The following is a 16,963-nucleotide window of genomic DNA, read 5'->3' as shown; positions in this document are numbered from 1 at the left end:
GAGGGGAGCTGCGTGCCGTTGTCCGTCCGGCCCGGCGACGTCCTCGCCGACCGCTACCGCCTCGTCGACCTGCTCGTCGAGAGCGGGAGCGGCAGGTTCTGGCGCGCGCACGACCGGGTCCTCGAGCGGCACGTGGCGCTGCACGTGCTCGAGGCCGACGACGAGCGTGCGCCGCGGCTGCTGGAGGCGGCCCGCCAGTCCGCGACCGTGCCGGACCGGCACCTGCTGCGCGTCCTGGACGCCGACCAGGTCGACGGGCTCTGCTACGTGGTCAACGAGTGGGGGTCGGGCAGCTCCCTCGACATCATGCTGGCGACCGACGGTCCGCTCGCCGCCCGCCGCGCCGCCTGGCTGGTCTCGGAGGTGGCCTCGTCGGTGGCCTCGGGCCACGACGCCGGGGTGGCGCACGGGCGGCTGGTCCCCGAGAACGTCCTGGTCGACGCCAGCGGCAGCATCCGGGTCATCGGCTTCTCCGTCGACGCCGCCCTGCACGGCCTGCCCGCCGGGCGGACCTCGGGCGACGTGGTCGACCTCGGCGCCCTCCTCTACTGCGCGCTCACCGGCCGGTGGCCGGGCGTCTCCCACTCCGAGGTGCCGCCCGCCCCGCACGAGCACGGCCGGGTGCTGCGGCCCCGCCAGGTGCGGGCGGGGATCCCGCGCCCCCTCGACGCACTCTGCGACCAGGTGCTGAACCCGTACTCCGGCCCCGCCTCCCGCGACGGCCACGACCTCACCACGGCCAGGGGCATCGCCGACTACCTGCGCGACTTCGTCGGTGACCCGACCGGGCTGGCCGAGGCCGAGGCCGCCAGCCGTGGCTCCTCGAACCGCACCGTCGTCCTGCCCGCGCTGCCGACCGCGGCCACCGGCACCCTTCCCCGGCCGGCCGACCCCCCGGCCGCCCGCCGGGGCGAGCCCGACCGCGCCCAGCGGCCGGCCGCCCAGCCTCCGACCCCGGACCCGACTCCGGACCCGGCCGCAGCGGCGACCGACGAGACCCCCCGGACCGGCCCGGCCGAGCAGCCCACCCAGGCGGGCCTGCCGATCTTCGACGACGAGAACGACGACGTCTCCTGGCTCACCGCCCGGTCCACCCCGCCGCCCCCGCCCCCGCCGTTCGAGGAACCCCCGGAGCGGCCGCTGTTCGCGCCCGAGCCCACCGACGGGCAGCCGGTCCGCAAGCCGCGCCCCCACGCCGCGTCGACGACCCCACCGCCGGACTACTGGCCCTGGGACACGGGCACCGGCACCGGCACCGGCTCGACACCGGTGCCCGAGGAGGACGAGGACGAGGAGGTCCCGGGGCGCAGCTGGCTGCGCCTGGCCGCCCTCATCGGGCTCAGCCTGGTCCTGCTGCTGGCCGTCGTCGTCGTCTTCAACCTCGGACGCGGACGCAGCCCGCTGGGGGCCAAGCCGGAGGAGGACTCGCCGGCGCCGTCGCCGTCCGCCAGCGCCTCGCCGACGCCGCTCACCGGGGTGACGGCCAGCGACTTCGACCCGCAGGGCGACCCCCCGGAGGAGAACCCGGACCTTGCCCCGCTGGCCGTCGACGGCGACCCGACCACCGCCTGGCGCACGATGACCTACAACGAGGACCTCGGCCCCGGCGGCCTGAAGACCGGCGTCGGGCTGACCCTCGACCTCGGTTCCGTGCACGACGTCGCGTCCGTCGACCTGACCCTCGTCGGCGGCACCACCGGGGTCTCGGTCTACCTGACCGGCAAGGCCCCCACCACGGTCAGCGGGCTGACGGCCGCCGCGGACGCCGACGTGACCCGCGCCCGGCAGCGGGTCGCGATCGACGAGCCGGTCCGGGCCCGGTTCGTCACCATCTGGCTGACGTCCCTGCCCGAGGTCGACGGCGGCTTCCGCGGCGAGGTGGCCGAGGTGACGGTCCGCGGATGACCGGGTCCCACGAGGCTGGTGCCGCGGGCGGCGACGGCGACACCCGCACCGACGCCGAGCTGCTGCGCGCCCACGTCGAGGGCGACGCGGACGCGTTCGGGGCCCTCTTCGCACGCCACCGCGACCGCCTCTGGGCGGTCGCCGTGCGCACGATGGGCAACCCCGAGGACGCGGCGGACGGGCTGCAGGACGGCCTCGTCGCGGCGTACCGGCGAGCCGGCTCGTTCCGCGGGGAGGCCGCCGTCACGACCTGGCTGCACCGAGTCGTGGTCAACGCCTGCCTGGACCGGCTGCGAGCCTCGAGGTCCCGGCGGGCCGAGCCGCTCCCCGACGACCTCGAGGAGTACCAGCGCCGTGGCTCGTTGGCGTCCGCCGGCACCGACGCCGAGGACCCCGCGGAGGTGGCCGTGGGCCGGGACCGTCGCGAGCAGGTGCTGGCGGCCCTGGCCACCCTGCCGCCCGAGCAGCGCGCGGCGCTGGTGCTCGTGGACATGGAGGGCTACCCAGTCGCCGAGGTGGCCCAGATGCTCGGCTGCGCGACCGGCACGGTGAAGTCGCGCTGCTCCCGCGGGCGTGCCCGCCTGGCCGAGCTGCTGGGCATCCTCGCCCCCGCGGGTGACGGGGACCACGCCGATCCCGGGAACCCCGACCCGTCCCGGTCCGTCCCATCCACCGAGCCCCCACGCGGTCCTCCGGACCACCGGTGAGCCGCACCCGCTGACACACCCCGACACCCCTGCCCGCCGAGAGGAGGAACCCTCATGGCCGCCGACGAAGACCGCGAGCCCGGACCCGCGCAGGACCGGGAGGTACGCCGCCTCCTCGCCGACGCCCGGCACACCGAGCCGATGCCGGTCGACGTCTCGGCCCGCCTCGAGAGGGTCCTCGCCGAGCTGGCGGAGCAGCAGGCCACGCGCTCGACAGGCGTGGACGACCCCGACCCGACGGCTCCGGGCACCGTCACGCAGCTCGCCTCACGGCGCCGGCGGCGCGCCGCGACCCTGCTCGTCGCCGCGGCCGCGGTGGTGGCCGTGGGCGTCGGCCTCGGCCAGCTGGTCGACGTGTCCCCCACCGGTTCGGGTTCCGGCAGCGCCGACAACTCCTCGGCGGGCGAGGCCTCGGCCGACAGCGCCGGCCCGTCCGCAGCCCGCTCCAGGCCCGAGCGGAGCGGGGTCAGCGGCAGCCAGGACGCCCCGGACGACACCCTGATGGCCCTGCCCCACCCGGTCCGCGTGCGGGCGGACCACTTCTCGGCCGACGTGGCGAAGGCCCGGCGGACCGCCCGGCAGCACTCGGCGTACGCCGCCGAGGACAGGCACCGCCGGTTCCAGTGCGCGACCGGTGACTGGGGCCGGGGCACGCTCGTGCCGGTGCGTTACGACGGCAACGACAGCGTGCTGGTGCTGCGTCCGGTGACCGGCGACTCCCAGGTCGTGGACCTCTTCGCCTGCGGCGGCTCGGACGTGGTGCGCTCGATCACGCTCCCCGCGCGCTGAGGGAATGCGGCTCGCCTACGATCGGTTCTGACCACGAGCCAACAGGGCGGCACCGAGCGCCACCCGCCGAGGAGAGATCGTCCCCCATGTCTGAGTCCGGCACCCGCAACGTCATCATCATCGGCTCGGGTCCGTCCGGGTACACCGCGGCGGTCTACGCCGCCCGGGCGAGCCTGCACCCGCTGGTCTTCGAGGGGTCGGTGACCGCAGGCGGCGCGCTGATGAACACGACCGAGGTCGAGAACTTCCCCGGCTTCCGCGACGGCATCATGGGCCCGGCGCTGATGGACGAGATGCGCGCCCAGGCCGAGCGGTTCGGGGCCGAGCTGGTCCCGGACGACGTCGTCGAGGTCGACCTGACCGGCGACGTGAAGGTCGTGAAGACCGCCACCGACACCTACACCGCCCGTGCGGTCGTGCTCGCGACCGGCTCCGGCTACCGCAAGCTCGGGCTGCCCCGGGAGGAGGAGCTCTCCGGTCGCGGCGTCTCGTGGTGCGCGACCTGCGACGGCTTCTTCTTCCGCGACCAGCACATCGCCGTGGTCGGTGGTGGCGACTCCGCGATCGAGGAGGCGACCTTCCTGACCCGGTTCGGCACCAAGGTCTCCCTCATCGTGCGCCGCGACGAGCTGCGTGCCTCCAAGATCATGCAGGAGCGGGCCTTCGCCGACCCGAAGCTCGAGATCGTCTGGAACTCCGTGGTGGAGGAGATCAACGGCGAGGACCGCCTGGAGTCGGTGACCCTCAAGGACACCGTCACCGGTGAGACCCGCACGCTGGACGCCACCGGGCTGTTCATCGCGATCGGCCACGACCCCCGCTCGGAGCTGCTCAAGGGGCAGGTCGACCTCGACGAGAACGGCTACGTCCTCGTCTCGCACCCCTCGACCGGGACCAACCTGCCCGGTGTCTTCGCCGCTGGTGACCTGGTCGACCACCACTACCGCCAGGCGATCACCGCCGCCGGCACCGGCTGCGCGGCCGCGCTGGACGCCGAGCGCTACCTCGCCGAGCTCGACCACGTGGCCTCGACGCCGCAGGAGGCCCAGGCGCGGGCCGACGCCGAGATGGCGACCCAGGCCGCCGGCGCCTGAGGCACCGACACGCAGGGGGCGTCCGGCGTGGTGGGAACAAGTGTCCCCACGCTGGTGTTGACTCGTCCGAGAAGACTTCAAGAGAAAGGTGTGACCGTGGCGAACATCGCTGCCGTGACCGACGCCGAGTTCGAGGCGCAGGTCCTCAAGTCCGACAAGCCCGTCCTGGTGGACTTCTGGGCGGAGTGGTGCGGCCCGTGCCGCCAGGTCGCCCCGATCCTCGACGAGATCGCGACCGCCCACGGCGACAAGATCACGTTCTTCAAGATGAACGTGGACGAGAACCCGGTCACGCCCTCGTCGTACCGCGTCACCGGCATCCCGACCATCAACGTGTACCAGAACGGTGAGGTCGTGAAGTCGATCGTCGGGGCCCGCCCGAAGGCCGCGCTGCTCAACGAGCTCGCCGACCTCATCTGAGCCACCCCGGTCAGAGCCTGGCCGTCACGTGACGGTGCGCCCGCTCCTCGTCGCCTTCGGCGTAGGGGCGGGCGCTGGCTTCTTCGCCGGGCGTACGACGCCCAGCAGCCGCTCCAGGGCGGCCTCGAGCTCGTCGCGCCAGGTCAGCGTCGAGCGCAGCTCCATCCGCATCCGGGGGCTGGTGCCGTGGGCGCGCTGGGTCTTGAACCCGACGCTGCCGAGGAACTCCACCGGTGGCACGCACCGGCGGGTTCCCCGCACGTCCCCGAACGCCTCGACCGCCCTGATCCCGCCCCGCTCGATGAGATCCCGGGCCATGCCCTGCACGAGCATCCGCCCCAGCCCTCCGCCGGCGTGCTCGGGAGCGACGTAGACGTTGGTGAGCAGCACGGCGTCCGGCGAGACCGGGGCGGTCGGGAAGCTCGCGGCGCCCGGCACGAACGCCTCGGGCGCGTAGATGAGGTAGCCGACCGGCACGTCGTCCACGAGCGCCACCCGGCCGCAGGAACCCCACTCGCGCAGCACCTCGGAGACCCAGGCGTCCTTCTCGCTGCGAGGGTCGTCCACCCGCTCGCGGCGCACCGGGTCCAGCTCCCAGAACAGGCACGACCGGCACGGCTCGGGCAGGGCGTCGAGGTGGTCCAGCGTGAGCCGGACGATCTTGCGTGACATCCGTACCTCCCTGCCGTGCGGTCCTGCCGTGGTCCGCCGTGCGACCGGCACCCGCGGGCCACTGTGACCGGACCGACCCGCCCAATCCCCGGGCTGCGCGTGCGGCCCGGACTCCCATCGTTCATGCTAGGCGTGTCATGGACAACACGCCCGCGCCCCGCGTCAGCAGCAGCGTCACCGCCGGATCCGGCACCCGCCTCGACTCCTACGTCGACCGGTACGCCGCGCGCACCGCAGGGATGACCGCCTCGGAGATCCGGGCCCTGTTCGCCGTGGCCTCGCGTCCCGAGGTGGTCTCGCTGGCCGGCGGCATGCCGAACATCTCGGGCCTGCCGCTCGACGTCGTCGGCAGCGCGATCGCAGAGCTGGTTGCGACCAACGGCCCGGTGGCGCTGCAGTACGGCTCCGGCCAGGGGGACCCGACGCTGCGCGAGCAGATCTGCGACGTGATGCGGCTCGAGGGCATCGAGGCGCACCCCGACGACGTGGTGGTCACCGTCGGCTCCCAGCAGGCCGTCGACCTGGTCACCCGGATCTTCTGCGACCCCGGGGACGTCGTGCTCTGCGAGGCGCCGTCGTACGTGGGGGCGCTGGGCGTGTTCCGGTCCTTCCAGTGCGACGTCGTGCACGTCGAGATGGACGCCGACGGGCTGGTGCCGGCCGCGCTCGAGCAGGCGATCACCGCGGTGCGGGCGGCGGGCAAGACCATCAAGTTCCTCTACACGATCCCCAACTTCCACAACCCGGCCGGCGTGACGCTCGCGGCCGAGCGGCGCCCGGAGGTCCTCGAGATCTGCCGGCGCCACGACATCCTGGTGCTCGAGGACAACCCCTACGGGCTGCTCGGTTTCGAGGGCGAGCCCCGCCGGGCGCTGCGCGCCGACGAGGCCGAGGGCGTGATCTACCTCGGCTCCTTCTCCAAGACCTTCTCGCCCGGGATGCGGGTGGGCTGGGCGCTGGCCCCCCACGCGGTGCGGGAGAAGCTGGTGCTCGCCCAGGAGTCCGCGACCCTGTGCCCCCCGTCCTTCAGCCAGATGGCCGTCTCGACCTACCTCGCGAGCCACGACTGGCAGGGCCAGATCAAGCAGATGCGGGAGATGTACCGCGAGCGGCGCGACGCGATGATGGACGCGCTGCGCGACTTCATGCCCGCCTCGTGCTCGTGGAACGAGCCTGACGGAGGCTTCTTCGTGTGGGTGACGCTGCCCCCGGGCATCGACGCCAAGGCGATGCTCCCGCGCGCGGTCACCGCCCGGGTGGCCTACGTGCCCGGCACCGCCTTCTTCGCCGACGGCTTCGGCTCCGGCTCCATGCGTCTGTCCTTCTGCTACCCGACGCCCGAACGGATCCGCGAGGGTGTACGCCGGCTGGCGGGCGTGCTCGAGGCCGAGATGGAGCTGCGCGAGACGTTCGGGGCCGCGGCGCCGACCCGCGGTCTGGACGCCCGCAGCGGCTACGACGCCCCCAGCACCGACCTGAGCTGACGAGATGAGCGGAGAACACGTGAGCATCGACGACGGCACCCCCTCCGGGGCGGTGCTCGTGCTGGCCGGAGGCCTGTCCCACGAGCGGGACGTGTCGCTGCGCTCGGGCCGGCGGGTCGCCGAGGCACTGCGCGGCACCGGCCTCGAGGTCGTGGAGCGTGACGTCGACGCCTCGCTGCTGGCCACCCTGCGCACCGAGCGTCCGTCCTGCGTGGTCCCGATGCTGCACGGCGAGACCGGTGAGGACGGCGCCATCCGCGAGGTGCTCGAGCTGCTGTCGGTGCCGTACGTCGGCGCCCCCCCGGCCGCCTGCCGCACCGCCTTCGACAAGCCGGTCGCCAAGGCGGTGGTCGCCCGGGCCGGGATCGACACCCCCGAGGCGGTCTGCCTCCCGCACGAGACCTTCCGCGAGCTCGGCGCCGCGGCGGTGATGGAGGCGCTGGTCGCGCGACTGGGGCTCCCCCTGATGGTCAAGCCCGCCAAGAGCGGGTCGGCGCTGGGCTGCTCGGTGGTCCGCACGGCCGAGGAGCTGCCCTCGGCGATGGTCAACGCGTTCGCCTACGGCGACGTCGCGCTGCTCGAGATGTTCGTGGAGGGCCTCGAGGTCGCGGTCCCGGTCGTCGACGACGGCTCCGGCCCCCGGGCGCTGCCGGCCGTGGCGATCCAGCCCGACGGTGGCGTCTACGACTACACCGCGCGCTACACCGCCGGCTCGACCGAGTTCGTCACGCCGGCCCCGCTTGACGCCGGCCTGTCCGCGGAGGTCGCCCGGGTGGCGCTGCTCGCCCACGAGGTGCTGGGGCTGCGCGACGTCTCCCGGTCGGACCTGATCGTCGACGCCGCGGGCCGGGTATGGTTCCTCGAGGTCAACGTGGCCCCCGGGTTCACCGAGACGTCGACCGTGCCGCTCGCGATCCAGGCCGCCGGCCTGGACCTCGGCAAGGTGTGTGCCTCCCTCGTCCAGGCCGCCGTGTCGCGGAGCAGCCCCCAGGAGTAGCCGTGCGTGACCTGACCTACCCCCCGATCATCGTCACCGCCAAGACCGCCTTCCGGCTGCTCGGCCAGCGGTTCCAGATGTCCGGAACCGAGCACGTGCCCCGCGAGGGTGGCGTGCTGCTGGCCTACAACCACATCGGCTACGTCGACTTCGTCTACGGCGGGCTGGCGGCCAACCCGTCCGGGCGGCTGGTGCGCTTCATGGCCAAGCGGGAGCTGTTCGACCACCGCTGGACCGGTCCGCTGATGCGCTCGCTGCACCACATCGAGGTCGACCGCGGCGAGGGCCTCGCGTCGTACCACACCGCTGTGGACTACCTGCGCGCCGGCGAGGCCGTCGGGATCTTCCCCGAGGCCACGATCTCGAGGTCGATGGAGCTCAAGGAGTTCAAGACCGGCGCGGTCCGGATCGCGGCGGCCGCCGGCGTCCCGGTCGTGCCCGTCATCCTGTGGGGCACCCAGCGGATGATGACCAAGGGCCATCCCAAGGACTTCTCGCGCGGCAAGACCATCACCATCAAGGTCGGCGAGCCGATGCTGCCGACCGGCGAGGACCCGGCCGCCGAGACCGCCGAGCTCCGGTCCCGGATGGCCGCCATGCTCGACGAGGCGATCCGGGAGTACCCCGCCGACGAGCAGCCGCCCGGCGCCTGGTGGGTTCCGGCGTCGCACGGCGGCGGTGCGCCGACGCCGCAGGAGGCGGTGGCGCTCGACGCCGCCGAGAAGCGCGAGCGTGCTGCCAAGCGGGCCGCACGCCGCTCCAACGCCTGAGCTGCCGCGCCGTCCCCGCCGTCGGGGCCTCTCCGGGGGTTGTCAGGGAGCGAAATCAGGCCGACGCCCGGCTCGGTGCCGGGCGTCGCTGACCTCCGAGGACGCTCAGAATCGTTCCTGGACAACTTTTCGGGCCGGACGAGCACCCTCCGCGGGGCCTCCCGACCGTGCGCGGCTGCTGTTTCACGTGCAACAACCGCCTGCAGGACCATGAATCGATCAGTCAATTTGTCGACAAAGCCATCTATCGCCTTGTTGACAAATCGCTAGATCGGCCTGTCGGTGCGGTTCCGGGGGTCCATCACGTCGACGATGCGCTGCAGGTCCTCGAGCGAGGCGAACTCGACGGTGATCTTGCCCTTGTTCTTGCCCAGGTCGACCTTCACCCGCGTCTCGAAGCGGTCCGAGAGCCGGTCGGCGAGGTCCACGAGCCCGGGCGCCGTGGGGCGACGCCGCGTGGCCCGTTGCGCGGGGGTGCTGCCGTCGCCGACAGCCACGATCTCCTCGAGCCCACGCACGCTGATGCCCTCGGCGACCACCCGCTGCGCTAGCCGGTCCTGCAGGTCCGGGTCCTCCACGGCCAGCAACGCGCGTGCGTGACCGGCCGAGAGCACCCCGGCGGCCACCCGACGCTGCACGGCCGGGCTGAGACGCAGCAGGCGCAGGGTGTTGCTGATCTGCGGGCGGGAGCGCCCGATCCGCGAGGCCAGCTCGTCGTGGGTGCAGCCGAAGTCCTCCAACATCTGTTGGTAGGCCGCGGCCTCCTCGAGCGGGTTCAGCTGCGAGCGGTGCAGGTTCTCCAGCAGCGCATCGCGCAGCATGTCGTTGTCGTCGGTCTCGCGGACGATCGCGGGGATCGTCTCGAGGCCGGCCTCCTGGGAGGCGCGCCAGCGGCGCTCGCCCATGACCAGCTCGTAGGCGTCCACTCCGGTGCGGCGCACCACGACCGGCTGCAGCAGCCCGACCTCGCGGATGGAGTGGACGAGCTCGGCCATCGCGTCCTCGTCGAAGACCTGGCGCGGCTGCACGCGGTTCGGCGAGATCTGCTCGAGCGGCACCTCGGCGAAGTAGGCACCGGCCACGGGTGCGAGACCCGTCTCGGGGACGACCTGCTCCGCCAGCGGTCCCGGCGCGCCGCCGAGCCCGTTGTCACGCCCATCCTGACCGGCGGTGCCCCCGGAACCGGTGAGGGCGGGCGCCTGCGTGTCGCCACCCGGGCCGGCCGCCGGCGACTCTCCGTCGCCGGTGGGCGCCGGCGCTGCAGGCGCCGTCGGGATCAGCGAGCCGAGGCCACGTCCGAGCCCACGTCGCTGCTGAGGACGACTGGCGTTCATCGTGGGGCTCCCTTGGTGGCGATCTCACGCGCGGCCTCGAGGTAGCACAGCGCGCCCGGCGATCCCGGATCGTAGGTCATCACGGTCTGGCCGTACGACGGGGCCTCCGAGACCCGCACGGAGCGGGGGATGCTGGTCTTGAGCACCTGGTCGCCGAAGTGCTCGCGCACCTCCTCGGCCACTCCTGCGGCGAGCCGGGTGCGGGCGTCGTACATGGTCACCAGGATCGTGGACACCTGGAGGCGGGGGTTCAGGTGGGCGCGCACCATCTCCACGGTCTCCAGCAGCTGACCGAGGCCCTCGAGCGCGTAGTACTCCGCCTGGATGGGGATCATCATCTCCGCACCGGCCACCAGCGCGTTGAGCGTGAGCAGGCCGAGCGAGGGCGGGCAGTCGATCAGCACGAAGTCGTAGCGCTCCTCGCCGACCTCGGCCGCGCTCCCGACCCGGGGGTGTCCCTGGATCGCCCGGTGCAGCCGGCTCTCGCGGGCCACCACGCTCACCAGCTCGATCTCGGCCCCGGCCAGGTCGATGGTCGCCGGCACCACGTCGAGGTTGGCCACCTCGGGGCAGGGACTGACCACCTCGGCGAGCGGTGCACCCTCCACGAGGGCGTCGTACGTCGAAGCCACGCCGCGGTGGTGCTCCACGCCGAGGGCGGTCGAGGCGTTGCCCTGCGGGTCGAGGTCGATCACCAGCACCCGCTGTCCCAGCTGCGCCAGGGCCGCCGCGACGTTGACCGTGGACGTCGTCTTGCCCACGCCACCCTTCTGGTTCGCGACCACGAGGACCCGGGTCGTGTCGGGCCGGGGCAGCGCCGGGCGCATCCGCGCCCCGTGGCGCGCGAGCACCGTGTGCTCGGCCGCGCGGGCCAGCGGCGTCGCCGCGTCGTCGAAGCCGGGCTCTGCGGCGGCCAGGTCGGCCGCCGTCCGCACCGTGAACGTCCGCGCGGGCGGTGTTTCACGTGAAACCACGTCGTCCTCTTCCATCGTCACTTGTGGATGATCGGCCCCAACCTGTGGAGAAACACGCTCCGCAGGCCACCCCAGACCGGTGGATAACGTCGGTTCGGCGTCCTCGGGCCAGCCCAGGGCCGTACGCCCGTCCCGGCTTGTCTCAGTCACGACTTCCGCCTCCGCTTCGATCCGCGTCGGCGTCCCGAGGCGGAGTCGCGTCGGGCTGCCCGATCCGCAGCAAGCGGCAAAGATACCCGCGTCGGATCTGCCCAGGCCACCTGGAGGGCGTACGTCGGACGCTCGACCAGGTCCTCGCCCAGCACGCGTACCTCCGGCTCGGCGCAACCCCAGTCCAGGAGCGCCTGCCGCGCGGCCTCGACCTCCTCGTGGACCGAGGACCCCTTCATCGCCACCAAGGCCCCGGTCGGCGCCACCAGCGGCATCGACCACCCCAGCAAGCGGTCCAGCGGGGCGACCGCCCGGGAGGTGACGACGTCGAACCGACGTTGCCCGTGCAACGACTCCGCCCGACCCCGAACCACCTCCACATGCGTCAGGTCCAGCTCGTCGACGACCTCCTCGAGGAACGTCGTACGGCGCAGCAGCGGCTCGACCAGCGTGATGCGCAGGTCGGGACGGGCGATCGCCAGCACCAGGCCCGGGAGCCCGGCGCCGGACCCGATGTCGCAGAGCGTGACCTCCGACGGCACCAGGTCGCCGAGCAGGGCGCAGTTGACCAGGTGCCGGTCCCAGAGGCGCGGAGCCTCCCGGGGACCGATCAGGCCGCGCACGACCCCTTCGGTGGCGAGCAGCTCGGCGTAGCGCTCCGCCAGCGGGAGCCGCCCAGACGGGAACACCCCCCGGGCCACGTCGGGCGCGGGGGGTGTTTCACGTGAAACGTCAGCCATCGATCACTCGGGCAGCACGACGACGTACCGGCGCGGCTCGGCGCCCTCGGACTCCGAGCTCAGCCCCGCAGCGGCGACCGCGTCGTGGACCACCTTGCGCTCGAAGGGGGACATCGGGTCCAGCGAGACCGGTTCACCGTCCGCGCGCACGCGGGCGATGGTCTCCTCGGCCAGCGCGACCAGCTGCTCGCGCTTGCGGGCCCGGTAGCCCGAGACGTCAAGCATCAGCCGCGACCGCTCACCGGTCTCGCGGTAGACGGCCAGCCGGGTCAGCTCCTGCAGCGCGTCGAGGACCTCGCCGTCGCGGCCGACGAGCTGGCTCAGCTCGGCACCCACGATCGAGACCGCGGCCCGGTCGCCCTCGACGTCCATGTCCAGGTCGCCGTCGAGATCGGCGATGTCGAGGAGCTCCTCGAGGTAGTCAGCAGCGATGTCGCCCTCGCGCTCGAGCTCACGCACCCGGTCGGCCCCGGTGGACGCCGTGGTCGTCTCGTCGGTCACGCCGTCCTCGGCGTTCTCGGCCTGGGTGGTCTCGGTGCCGGTCTCGCTCACTGCTGGTCTCCCTCAGGGTTCGTCTTGTCGGTGGGACGCGATCCGCCGGCCTTCTTGCGCTGCTCGCGCGACTGGCGCTTCGGCTGCTGGCGCCGGGCCGGACGAGGCTCCGTCTCCGGCTCGACCGCGGCGGGCGCCGCGGGAGTGGTCGGGTGGCCGTGCTTGGCGGCCTTGGCGGCGTCACGATCGGCCTTGGCCTGCGCGGCGGGCGTCCCCGGGGCGGGGTTGTTGCGGATCACGTAGAACTGCTGGCCCATCGTCCACAGGTTCGAGGTGGTCCAGTAGAGGAGCACGCCGATCGGGAAGGCGATACCGCCGACCGCGAACACGACGGGCAGGACGTAGAGCAGCATCTTCTGCTGCTGGGCGTAGGGACCGCTGAGCGCGTCCGACGGCATGTTCTTGCTCATCAGCTGGCGCTGGGTGGTGAACGTCGTCGCGGTCATCGCGACCACGAGGATCGCCGCGACCACCATCACGGAGGTGTTGCCACCGTTGTCGAGGAACGTGTCCGCCAGCGGGATGTGGCCGAACAGCTTCGCCTCGCCGAACTGCTTGGCCATCGAGTCCGTCAGCACGCCGTTGCCGGTCTTGTTCTTCGCGGCGTGGTCGAGCAGCCGGAACAGCGCCAGGAAGATCGGCATCTGCAGGAGGATCGGCAGGCACGAGGCGAACGGGTTGGTGCCCGTCTCCTTGTACAGCTTCATCGTCTCCTGGGCGAGCTTCTCCCGGTCGTGGCCGTACTTCTTCTGCAGCTCCTTGACCTTGGGCTGGATCAGCTGCATGTTCCGGCTGGACTTGATCTGCTTGACGAACAGCGGGATCAGCGCAGCACGGATGACAAGGGTCAGACCGATGATCGACAGGGCCCAGGAAGCACCCCCCGCGGGGTCGAGCACCAGGCTGAACACCTCGTGCCAGGCGACCAGGACCGCCGAGATCGCGTAGTAGAGCGGGGTCATGATGAAGTGACCGATGTCGCCCAGGATTCCCACGGGTCAGGCTCCTTGCGTAGGGGGAGTTCCCGCGCTCACGCGGGGAGGTCTGTGTCGAACCGGCACCGGGTCGTAGCCGCCGGCGGCCCAGGGGTGGCAGCGCAGCAGGCGGCGTACGGACAACCAGCTGCCGCGCAGGCTGCCGTGCTCACGCACCGCCTCCAGGGCATAGGCCGAGCAGGAGGGGTGGTAGCGGCAGACCTGTCCGTACAGCGGACTGATCACCGCACGGTAGGCCCTGAGCAGGCCGATCAGGACGTACTTCACGCGGCGAGCACCCGCCCCAGGCAACGCTCGAGGTCGGCGCCGAGTTCCGCGTACGTCGCCCCCGCGGCCGCGGGCAGTGCCCGGACCACGAGCACAGCGGAGCCCGGGAGCGACGAGACGTGCTCCCGGGCCAGGTGTCTGAGTCGACGCTTCACGCGGTTGCGGGTGGCGGCGTTGCCCACCGCCTTGCTGACGACGAAGCCCACCCGGGGTGTCCCGGAGGGTTCACCGGAGCGGGCCTGGACGTGCAGGTGCACCACCAGGGTCCGCGAACCAGCGCGCCGCCCGGCGCGGACCGCCTCCCGGAAGGAGGTGGAGTCACGCAGCCGGTGCGGCGCGGTCAGCACGGGGTGGCCCGCCGGCAGAGGCGAGGCCTCAGACGGCCAGGCTCTTGCGGCCCTTGCGACGACGCGAGGACAGGATGGCGCGACCGGCGCGGGTGCGCATGCGCAGGCGGAACCCGTGCACCTTGTGACGGCGGCGGTTGTTCGGCTGGTACGTACGCTTGCTCACGAGCTTCTCTCCATGGTGTGACAGGGCAGCCACGCCGGTGGATCGGCAGCACCATCGGAGCCTCGGGCTCCGGACGCCTTTCGGCTGGCACCGCCCACCCACGAGCGCACAGCTGCGTGGACATGCGGCACCGGTCGACACCGGGTGACCGGCCAACGGTACGCGCTGGCGTTCGACAGGGTCAAACCAGCGTCAGGAGCCCGTGACAGAGCCTGTGGATGACGTCTTGCTCCGCCCGGTCGCGCCTTGTTACGTTCAAGCCTTCCGAGGTTCCCCCACACCCCCGGACTCCTGTGGATCAACAGGCCGTGTGACGTCCGCCACTTTCTTGGCTTTCGCCCTCTGACCTGCGAAAACAGCGATCCGCAAGCCGTCGGGGCGTGTCTCGGACCGCGACTCTCCACAGGGAGGGTCTCGGGTTCACAACCTGTGGACAAAGTTGTGGAGAGAAAACGGGACCCATCCGATCGCCGGTTCCCCTGCGGCACGCCGCCCGGGGCGGCGAGCATGAGGCCCGACGACGAGCGCACGACCACCGGAAGCGAGGCGGGAACCCCGTGGAGCAAGGCACCTCGGACCTCAACGTCGCCTGGCGGGGCGTCGTCGACGACCTGCAGCCCAACCAGCGGGCCTGGCTGCGCGCCAGCGAGCCCGTCACCCTGCACGAGAGCACGGCGATCATCGCCGTCCCCAACGACTTCACCCGCACCCAGCTCGAGGGCCGGCTGCGCGGCCAGCTCGAGGACGCGCTCACCGTGGCCTTCGGGCGTGAGATCCGGATCGCGGTGACGGTCAACCCCCAGCTCGACGAGCAGCCGGCGGCCGAGAGCGGGCCATCCATCGACAACTCGACAAGTCGAGAGATCGACATGTCGACAATTTCGCAGCCGGACGTGCCGCCGACCCCGGCGCCGCGCGGACCGGTCGACCCGGTCGAGCAGCTGCCGCGTCCCACGGCGCTGGAGACCCGGCTGAACCCGAAGTACACGTTCGAGACCTTCGTCATCGGCTCGTCCAACCGGTTCCCGCACGCCGCCGCCGTCGCGGTGGCCGAGGCGCCGGGCAAGGCGTACAACCCGCTGCTGGTCTACGGCGACTCCGGGCTCGGCAAGACCCACCTGCTCCACGCGATCGGTCACTACGTCCGCAGCCTCTACAGCGGGGCGAAGGTCAGGTACGTGTCCAGCGAGGAGTTCACCAACGAGTTCATCAACGCGATCCGCGACGACCGGCAGGACCGGTTCAAGCGTCGCTACCGCGACGTGGACGTGCTCCTCATCGACGACATCCAGTTCCTGGAGGGGAAGACCCAGACCCAGGAGGAGTTCTTCCACACGTTCAACACGCTCCACAACGCCAACAAGCAGATCGTGCTGACCTCCGACCGTGCGCCGAAACGGCTCGAGGCGCTGGAGGACCGGCTCCGCAACCGGTTCGAGTGGGGACTGATCACCGACGTCCAGCCGCCGGACCTCGAGACCCGCATCGCGATCCTGCGCAAGAAGGCGGCGATGGACCGGCTCACCGCGCCGCCGGACGTGCTTGAGTTCATCGCCTCCAAGATCCAGACCAACATCCGCGAGCTCGAGGGCGCGCTGATCCGGGTGACGGCCTTCGCGAACCTCAACCGCCAGGAGGTCGACATGACCCTGGCCGAGATCGTGCTCAAGGACCTGATCCCCGAGGGCGGCGAGCCGGAGATCACGGCCGCGCTGATCATCGCCCAGACCGCGGCGTACTTCGGGCTCTCGATCGAGGAGCTCACCGGGCCCAGCCGCGGCCGGCACCTGGTCATGGCCCGGCAGATCGCGATGTACCTGTGCCGCGAGCTGACCGACCTCTCGCTGCCCAAGATCGGCGCCCAGTTCGGCAACCGCGACCACACGACCGTGATGTACGCCGACCGCAAGATCAACCAGCTGCTGGCCGAGCGACGCGCGGTCTTCAACCAGGTCAGCGAGCTGACCAACCGAGTGAAGATGCAGGCCCGCCAGGTCTGACTGGGCATGTCCCTCCCGGCGTGGTGCTGACCAGGCCGTCCTCGCCGGGCCGGATCCAGGCTCGGAGCAGGGACTTGCGCGCCTTCCTGGCCTCTCGGGAGGCTTGCTCGCCGACCCGTACTGTCCACAGCGGCTGACGCGCAGGAGGGTCGCTACCTGCGCGGCCGTCGCGGTGGTTCCGAGGGCGTCGCCCAGGTGCCAGCCCGTCCCCAGCGGATCTCGCTCGGCCCACACCTCGAAGGATGCGAGCAGGGCGGGCGGCGGGGCGTGCCCACGGTCGACACAGGTGCCCGGCTACTGCATGGACGAGGGCTCGTCCGTGAGGGAAGGCAGCGCCCCGATCAGGACCGGCACCGCGGCTCGTTCGTCGAAGCGGGTCTCACCGAGGATCTCGGGTCTGCTGACGAACCGTCCGAGGTCCTCGACACCGCTGACGCCCGCTGCCGACAGGTGTGCTCGCAGCTGTTCCCTACTCGTCCACGGAGGGACTCTGACATGTCGGCGCCTCGATCATGCCCGGGAGACCTCCGGCCGGCCCAGCGCAACAGGGACACACTCAGTGAGGGGTCCGGACCCCGGGAATGGCTCTCCAGAAAGCGT

The 16,963-nt window shown here is 72.1% G+C and carries 18 protein-coding genes; 9 read left to right on the top strand and 9 right to left on the bottom strand.

Translation table 11 applies throughout. From position 1 onward, the window contains the following. Positions 1-12: 12 nt before the first annotated feature. The 5 genes from ACFO9I_RS15585 to trxA all read left to right on the top strand — a co-directional run bounded on the left by ACFO9I_RS15585 (position 13) and on the right by trxA (position 4,915). On the top strand, positions 13-1,905 hold the full coding sequence (locus ACFO9I_RS15585) for a protein kinase family protein (RefSeq protein WP_379182413.1): 1,893 nt from the start codon (positions 13-15) through the stop codon (positions 1,903-1,905). Then, positions 1,902-2,612, top strand: a complete 711-nt coding sequence (gene sigM / locus ACFO9I_RS15580) for an RNA polymerase sigma factor SigM (protein WP_379182411.1) — start codon at positions 1,902-1,904, stop codon at positions 2,610-2,612. The genes ACFO9I_RS15585 and sigM overlap by 4 nt, the downstream gene beginning before the upstream one ends. Before the next feature lie 54 nt (positions 2,613-2,666). Further along, a complete protein-coding gene (locus ACFO9I_RS15575) occupies positions 2,667-3,401 on the top strand; it encodes a hypothetical protein (RefSeq protein ID WP_379182409.1) in 735 nt (244 codons plus the stop codon). Positions 3,402-3,487: 86 nt separating this feature from the next. Next, a complete protein-coding gene (trxB, locus tag ACFO9I_RS15570) occupies positions 3,488-4,495 on the top strand; it encodes a thioredoxin-disulfide reductase (protein WP_379182407.1) in 1,008 nt (335 codons plus the stop codon). 96 nt (positions 4,496-4,591) lie between these two features. Further along, a complete protein-coding gene (trxA, locus tag ACFO9I_RS15565; RefSeq protein WP_379182405.1) occupies positions 4,592-4,915 on the top strand; it encodes a thioredoxin in 324 nt (107 codons plus the stop codon). 24 nt (positions 4,916-4,939) lie between these two features. Here the strand turns inward: trxA and ACFO9I_RS15560 are convergent, their stop codons facing one another. Continuing rightward, a complete protein-coding gene (locus tag ACFO9I_RS15560; RefSeq protein WP_379182403.1) occupies positions 4,940-5,587 on the bottom strand; it encodes a GNAT family N-acetyltransferase in 648 nt (215 codons plus the stop codon). A 137-nt stretch (positions 5,588-5,724) separates the two neighbouring features. Between ACFO9I_RS15560 and ACFO9I_RS15555 the strand changes: the two genes are divergently transcribed. The 3 genes from ACFO9I_RS15555 to ACFO9I_RS15545 are packed head-to-tail and all read left to right on the top strand — an operon-like array spanning position 5,725 to position 8,838. After that, a complete protein-coding gene (locus ACFO9I_RS15555) occupies positions 5,725-7,071 on the top strand; it encodes a PLP-dependent aminotransferase family protein (protein WP_379182401.1) in 1,347 nt (448 codons plus the stop codon). Between the two features lie 19 nt (positions 7,072-7,090). After that, complete coding sequence (locus ACFO9I_RS15550; RefSeq protein ID WP_379182399.1) at positions 7,091-8,068, top strand: D-alanine--D-alanine ligase family protein; 978 nt, start codon at positions 7,091-7,093, stop codon at positions 8,066-8,068. 2 nt (positions 8,069-8,070) lie between these two features. Then, entirely contained in the window at positions 8,071-8,838 is a 768-nt protein-coding gene (locus ACFO9I_RS15545; protein ID WP_379182397.1) for a lysophospholipid acyltransferase family protein, read from the top strand. Between the two features lie 266 nt (positions 8,839-9,104). On the opposite strand, the gene ACFO9I_RS15540 is transcribed toward ACFO9I_RS15545, so the two are convergent. The 8 genes from ACFO9I_RS15540 to rpmH form a co-directional block, all read right to left on the bottom strand. Next, positions 9,105-10,172, bottom strand: a complete 1,068-nt coding sequence (locus ACFO9I_RS15540; protein ID WP_379182395.1) for a ParB/RepB/Spo0J family partition protein — start codon at positions 10,170-10,172, stop codon at positions 9,105-9,107. Continuing rightward, the gene (locus ACFO9I_RS15535) at positions 10,169-11,146 is read right to left on the bottom strand and encodes a ParA family protein (protein WP_379182393.1); all 978 of its coding nucleotides are present in this window, start codon (positions 11,144-11,146) and stop codon (positions 10,169-10,171) included. Before ACFO9I_RS15535 ends, ACFO9I_RS15540 begins: the two co-directional genes overlap by 4 nt. Positions 11,147-11,292: 146 nt before the next feature. Continuing rightward, the gene (gene rsmG, locus ACFO9I_RS15530; RefSeq protein WP_379182391.1) at positions 11,293-11,985 is read right to left on the bottom strand and encodes a 16S rRNA (guanine(527)-N(7))-methyltransferase RsmG; all 693 of its coding nucleotides are present in this window, start codon (positions 11,983-11,985) and stop codon (positions 11,293-11,295) included. 54 nt (positions 11,986-12,039) lie between these two features. After that, complete coding sequence (locus ACFO9I_RS15525; protein WP_379182799.1) at positions 12,040-12,537, bottom strand: protein jag; 498 nt, start codon at positions 12,535-12,537, stop codon at positions 12,040-12,042. Positions 12,538-12,584: 47 nt separating this feature from the next. Then, entirely contained in the window at positions 12,585-13,550 is a 966-nt protein-coding gene (gene yidC, locus ACFO9I_RS15520; RefSeq protein ID WP_379182797.1) for a membrane protein insertase YidC, read from the bottom strand. Positions 13,551-13,586: 36 nt separating this feature from the next. Beyond that, positions 13,587-13,850, bottom strand: a complete 264-nt coding sequence (yidD, locus tag ACFO9I_RS15515) for a membrane protein insertion efficiency factor YidD (RefSeq protein WP_379182389.1) — start codon at positions 13,848-13,850, stop codon at positions 13,587-13,589. After that, complete coding sequence (gene rnpA / locus ACFO9I_RS15510) at positions 13,847-14,197, bottom strand: ribonuclease P protein component (protein WP_379182387.1); 351 nt, start codon at positions 14,195-14,197, stop codon at positions 13,847-13,849. The genes yidD and rnpA overlap by 4 nt, the downstream gene beginning before the upstream one ends. A 28-nt stretch (positions 14,198-14,225) precedes the next feature. Beyond that, the gene (rpmH, locus tag ACFO9I_RS15505) at positions 14,226-14,363 is read right to left on the bottom strand and encodes a 50S ribosomal protein L34 (RefSeq protein WP_011758123.1); all 138 of its coding nucleotides are present in this window, start codon (positions 14,361-14,363) and stop codon (positions 14,226-14,228) included. Positions 14,364-14,920: 557 nt separating this feature from the next. On the opposite strand from rpmH, the gene dnaA reads away from it, so the two are divergent. Continuing rightward, positions 14,921-16,363, top strand: a complete 1,443-nt coding sequence (gene dnaA / locus ACFO9I_RS15500; protein WP_379182385.1) for a chromosomal replication initiator protein DnaA — start codon at positions 14,921-14,923, stop codon at positions 16,361-16,363. Positions 16,364-16,963 lie beyond the last annotated feature (600 nt).

Origin of the sequence: Nocardioides sp. GCM10023255 (assembly GCF_042653125.1) — a bacterium.
In the GTDB taxonomy this organism is placed as follows: domain Bacteria; phylum Actinomycetota; class Actinomycetes; order Propionibacteriales; family Nocardioidaceae; genus Nocardioides.
The sequence above is the reverse complement of the archived record's forward strand: the minus strand, read 5'-3'. Positions and strand labels throughout refer to the sequence as shown.

Bases quoted from the DNA above. Each gene is read 5' to 3' on its own strand.
- ACFO9I_RS15560 (WP_379182403.1), bottom strand. From the start codon at position 5,587: ATGTCACGCAAGATCGTCCGGCTCACGCTGGACCACCTCGACGCCCTG.
- ACFO9I_RS15575 (WP_379182409.1), top strand. From the start codon at position 2,667: ATGGCCGCCGACGAAGACCGCGAGCCCGGACCCGCGCAGGACCGGGAG.
- ACFO9I_RS15555 (WP_379182401.1), top strand. From the start codon at position 5,725: ATGGACAACACGCCCGCGCCCCGCGTCAGCAGCAGCGTCACCGCCGGA.
- ACFO9I_RS15540 (WP_379182395.1), bottom strand. From the start codon at position 10,172: ATGAACGCCAGTCGTCCTCAGCAGCGACGTGGGCTCGGACGTGGCCTC.
- yidC (WP_379182797.1), bottom strand. From the start codon at position 13,550: ATGACCCCGCTCTACTACGCGATCTCGGCGGTCCTGGTCGCCTGGCAC.
- sigM (WP_379182411.1), top strand. From the start codon at position 1,902: ATGACCGGGTCCCACGAGGCTGGTGCCGCGGGCGGCGACGGCGACACC.
- trxB (WP_379182407.1), top strand. From the start codon at position 3,488: ATGTCTGAGTCCGGCACCCGCAACGTCATCATCATCGGCTCGGGTCCG.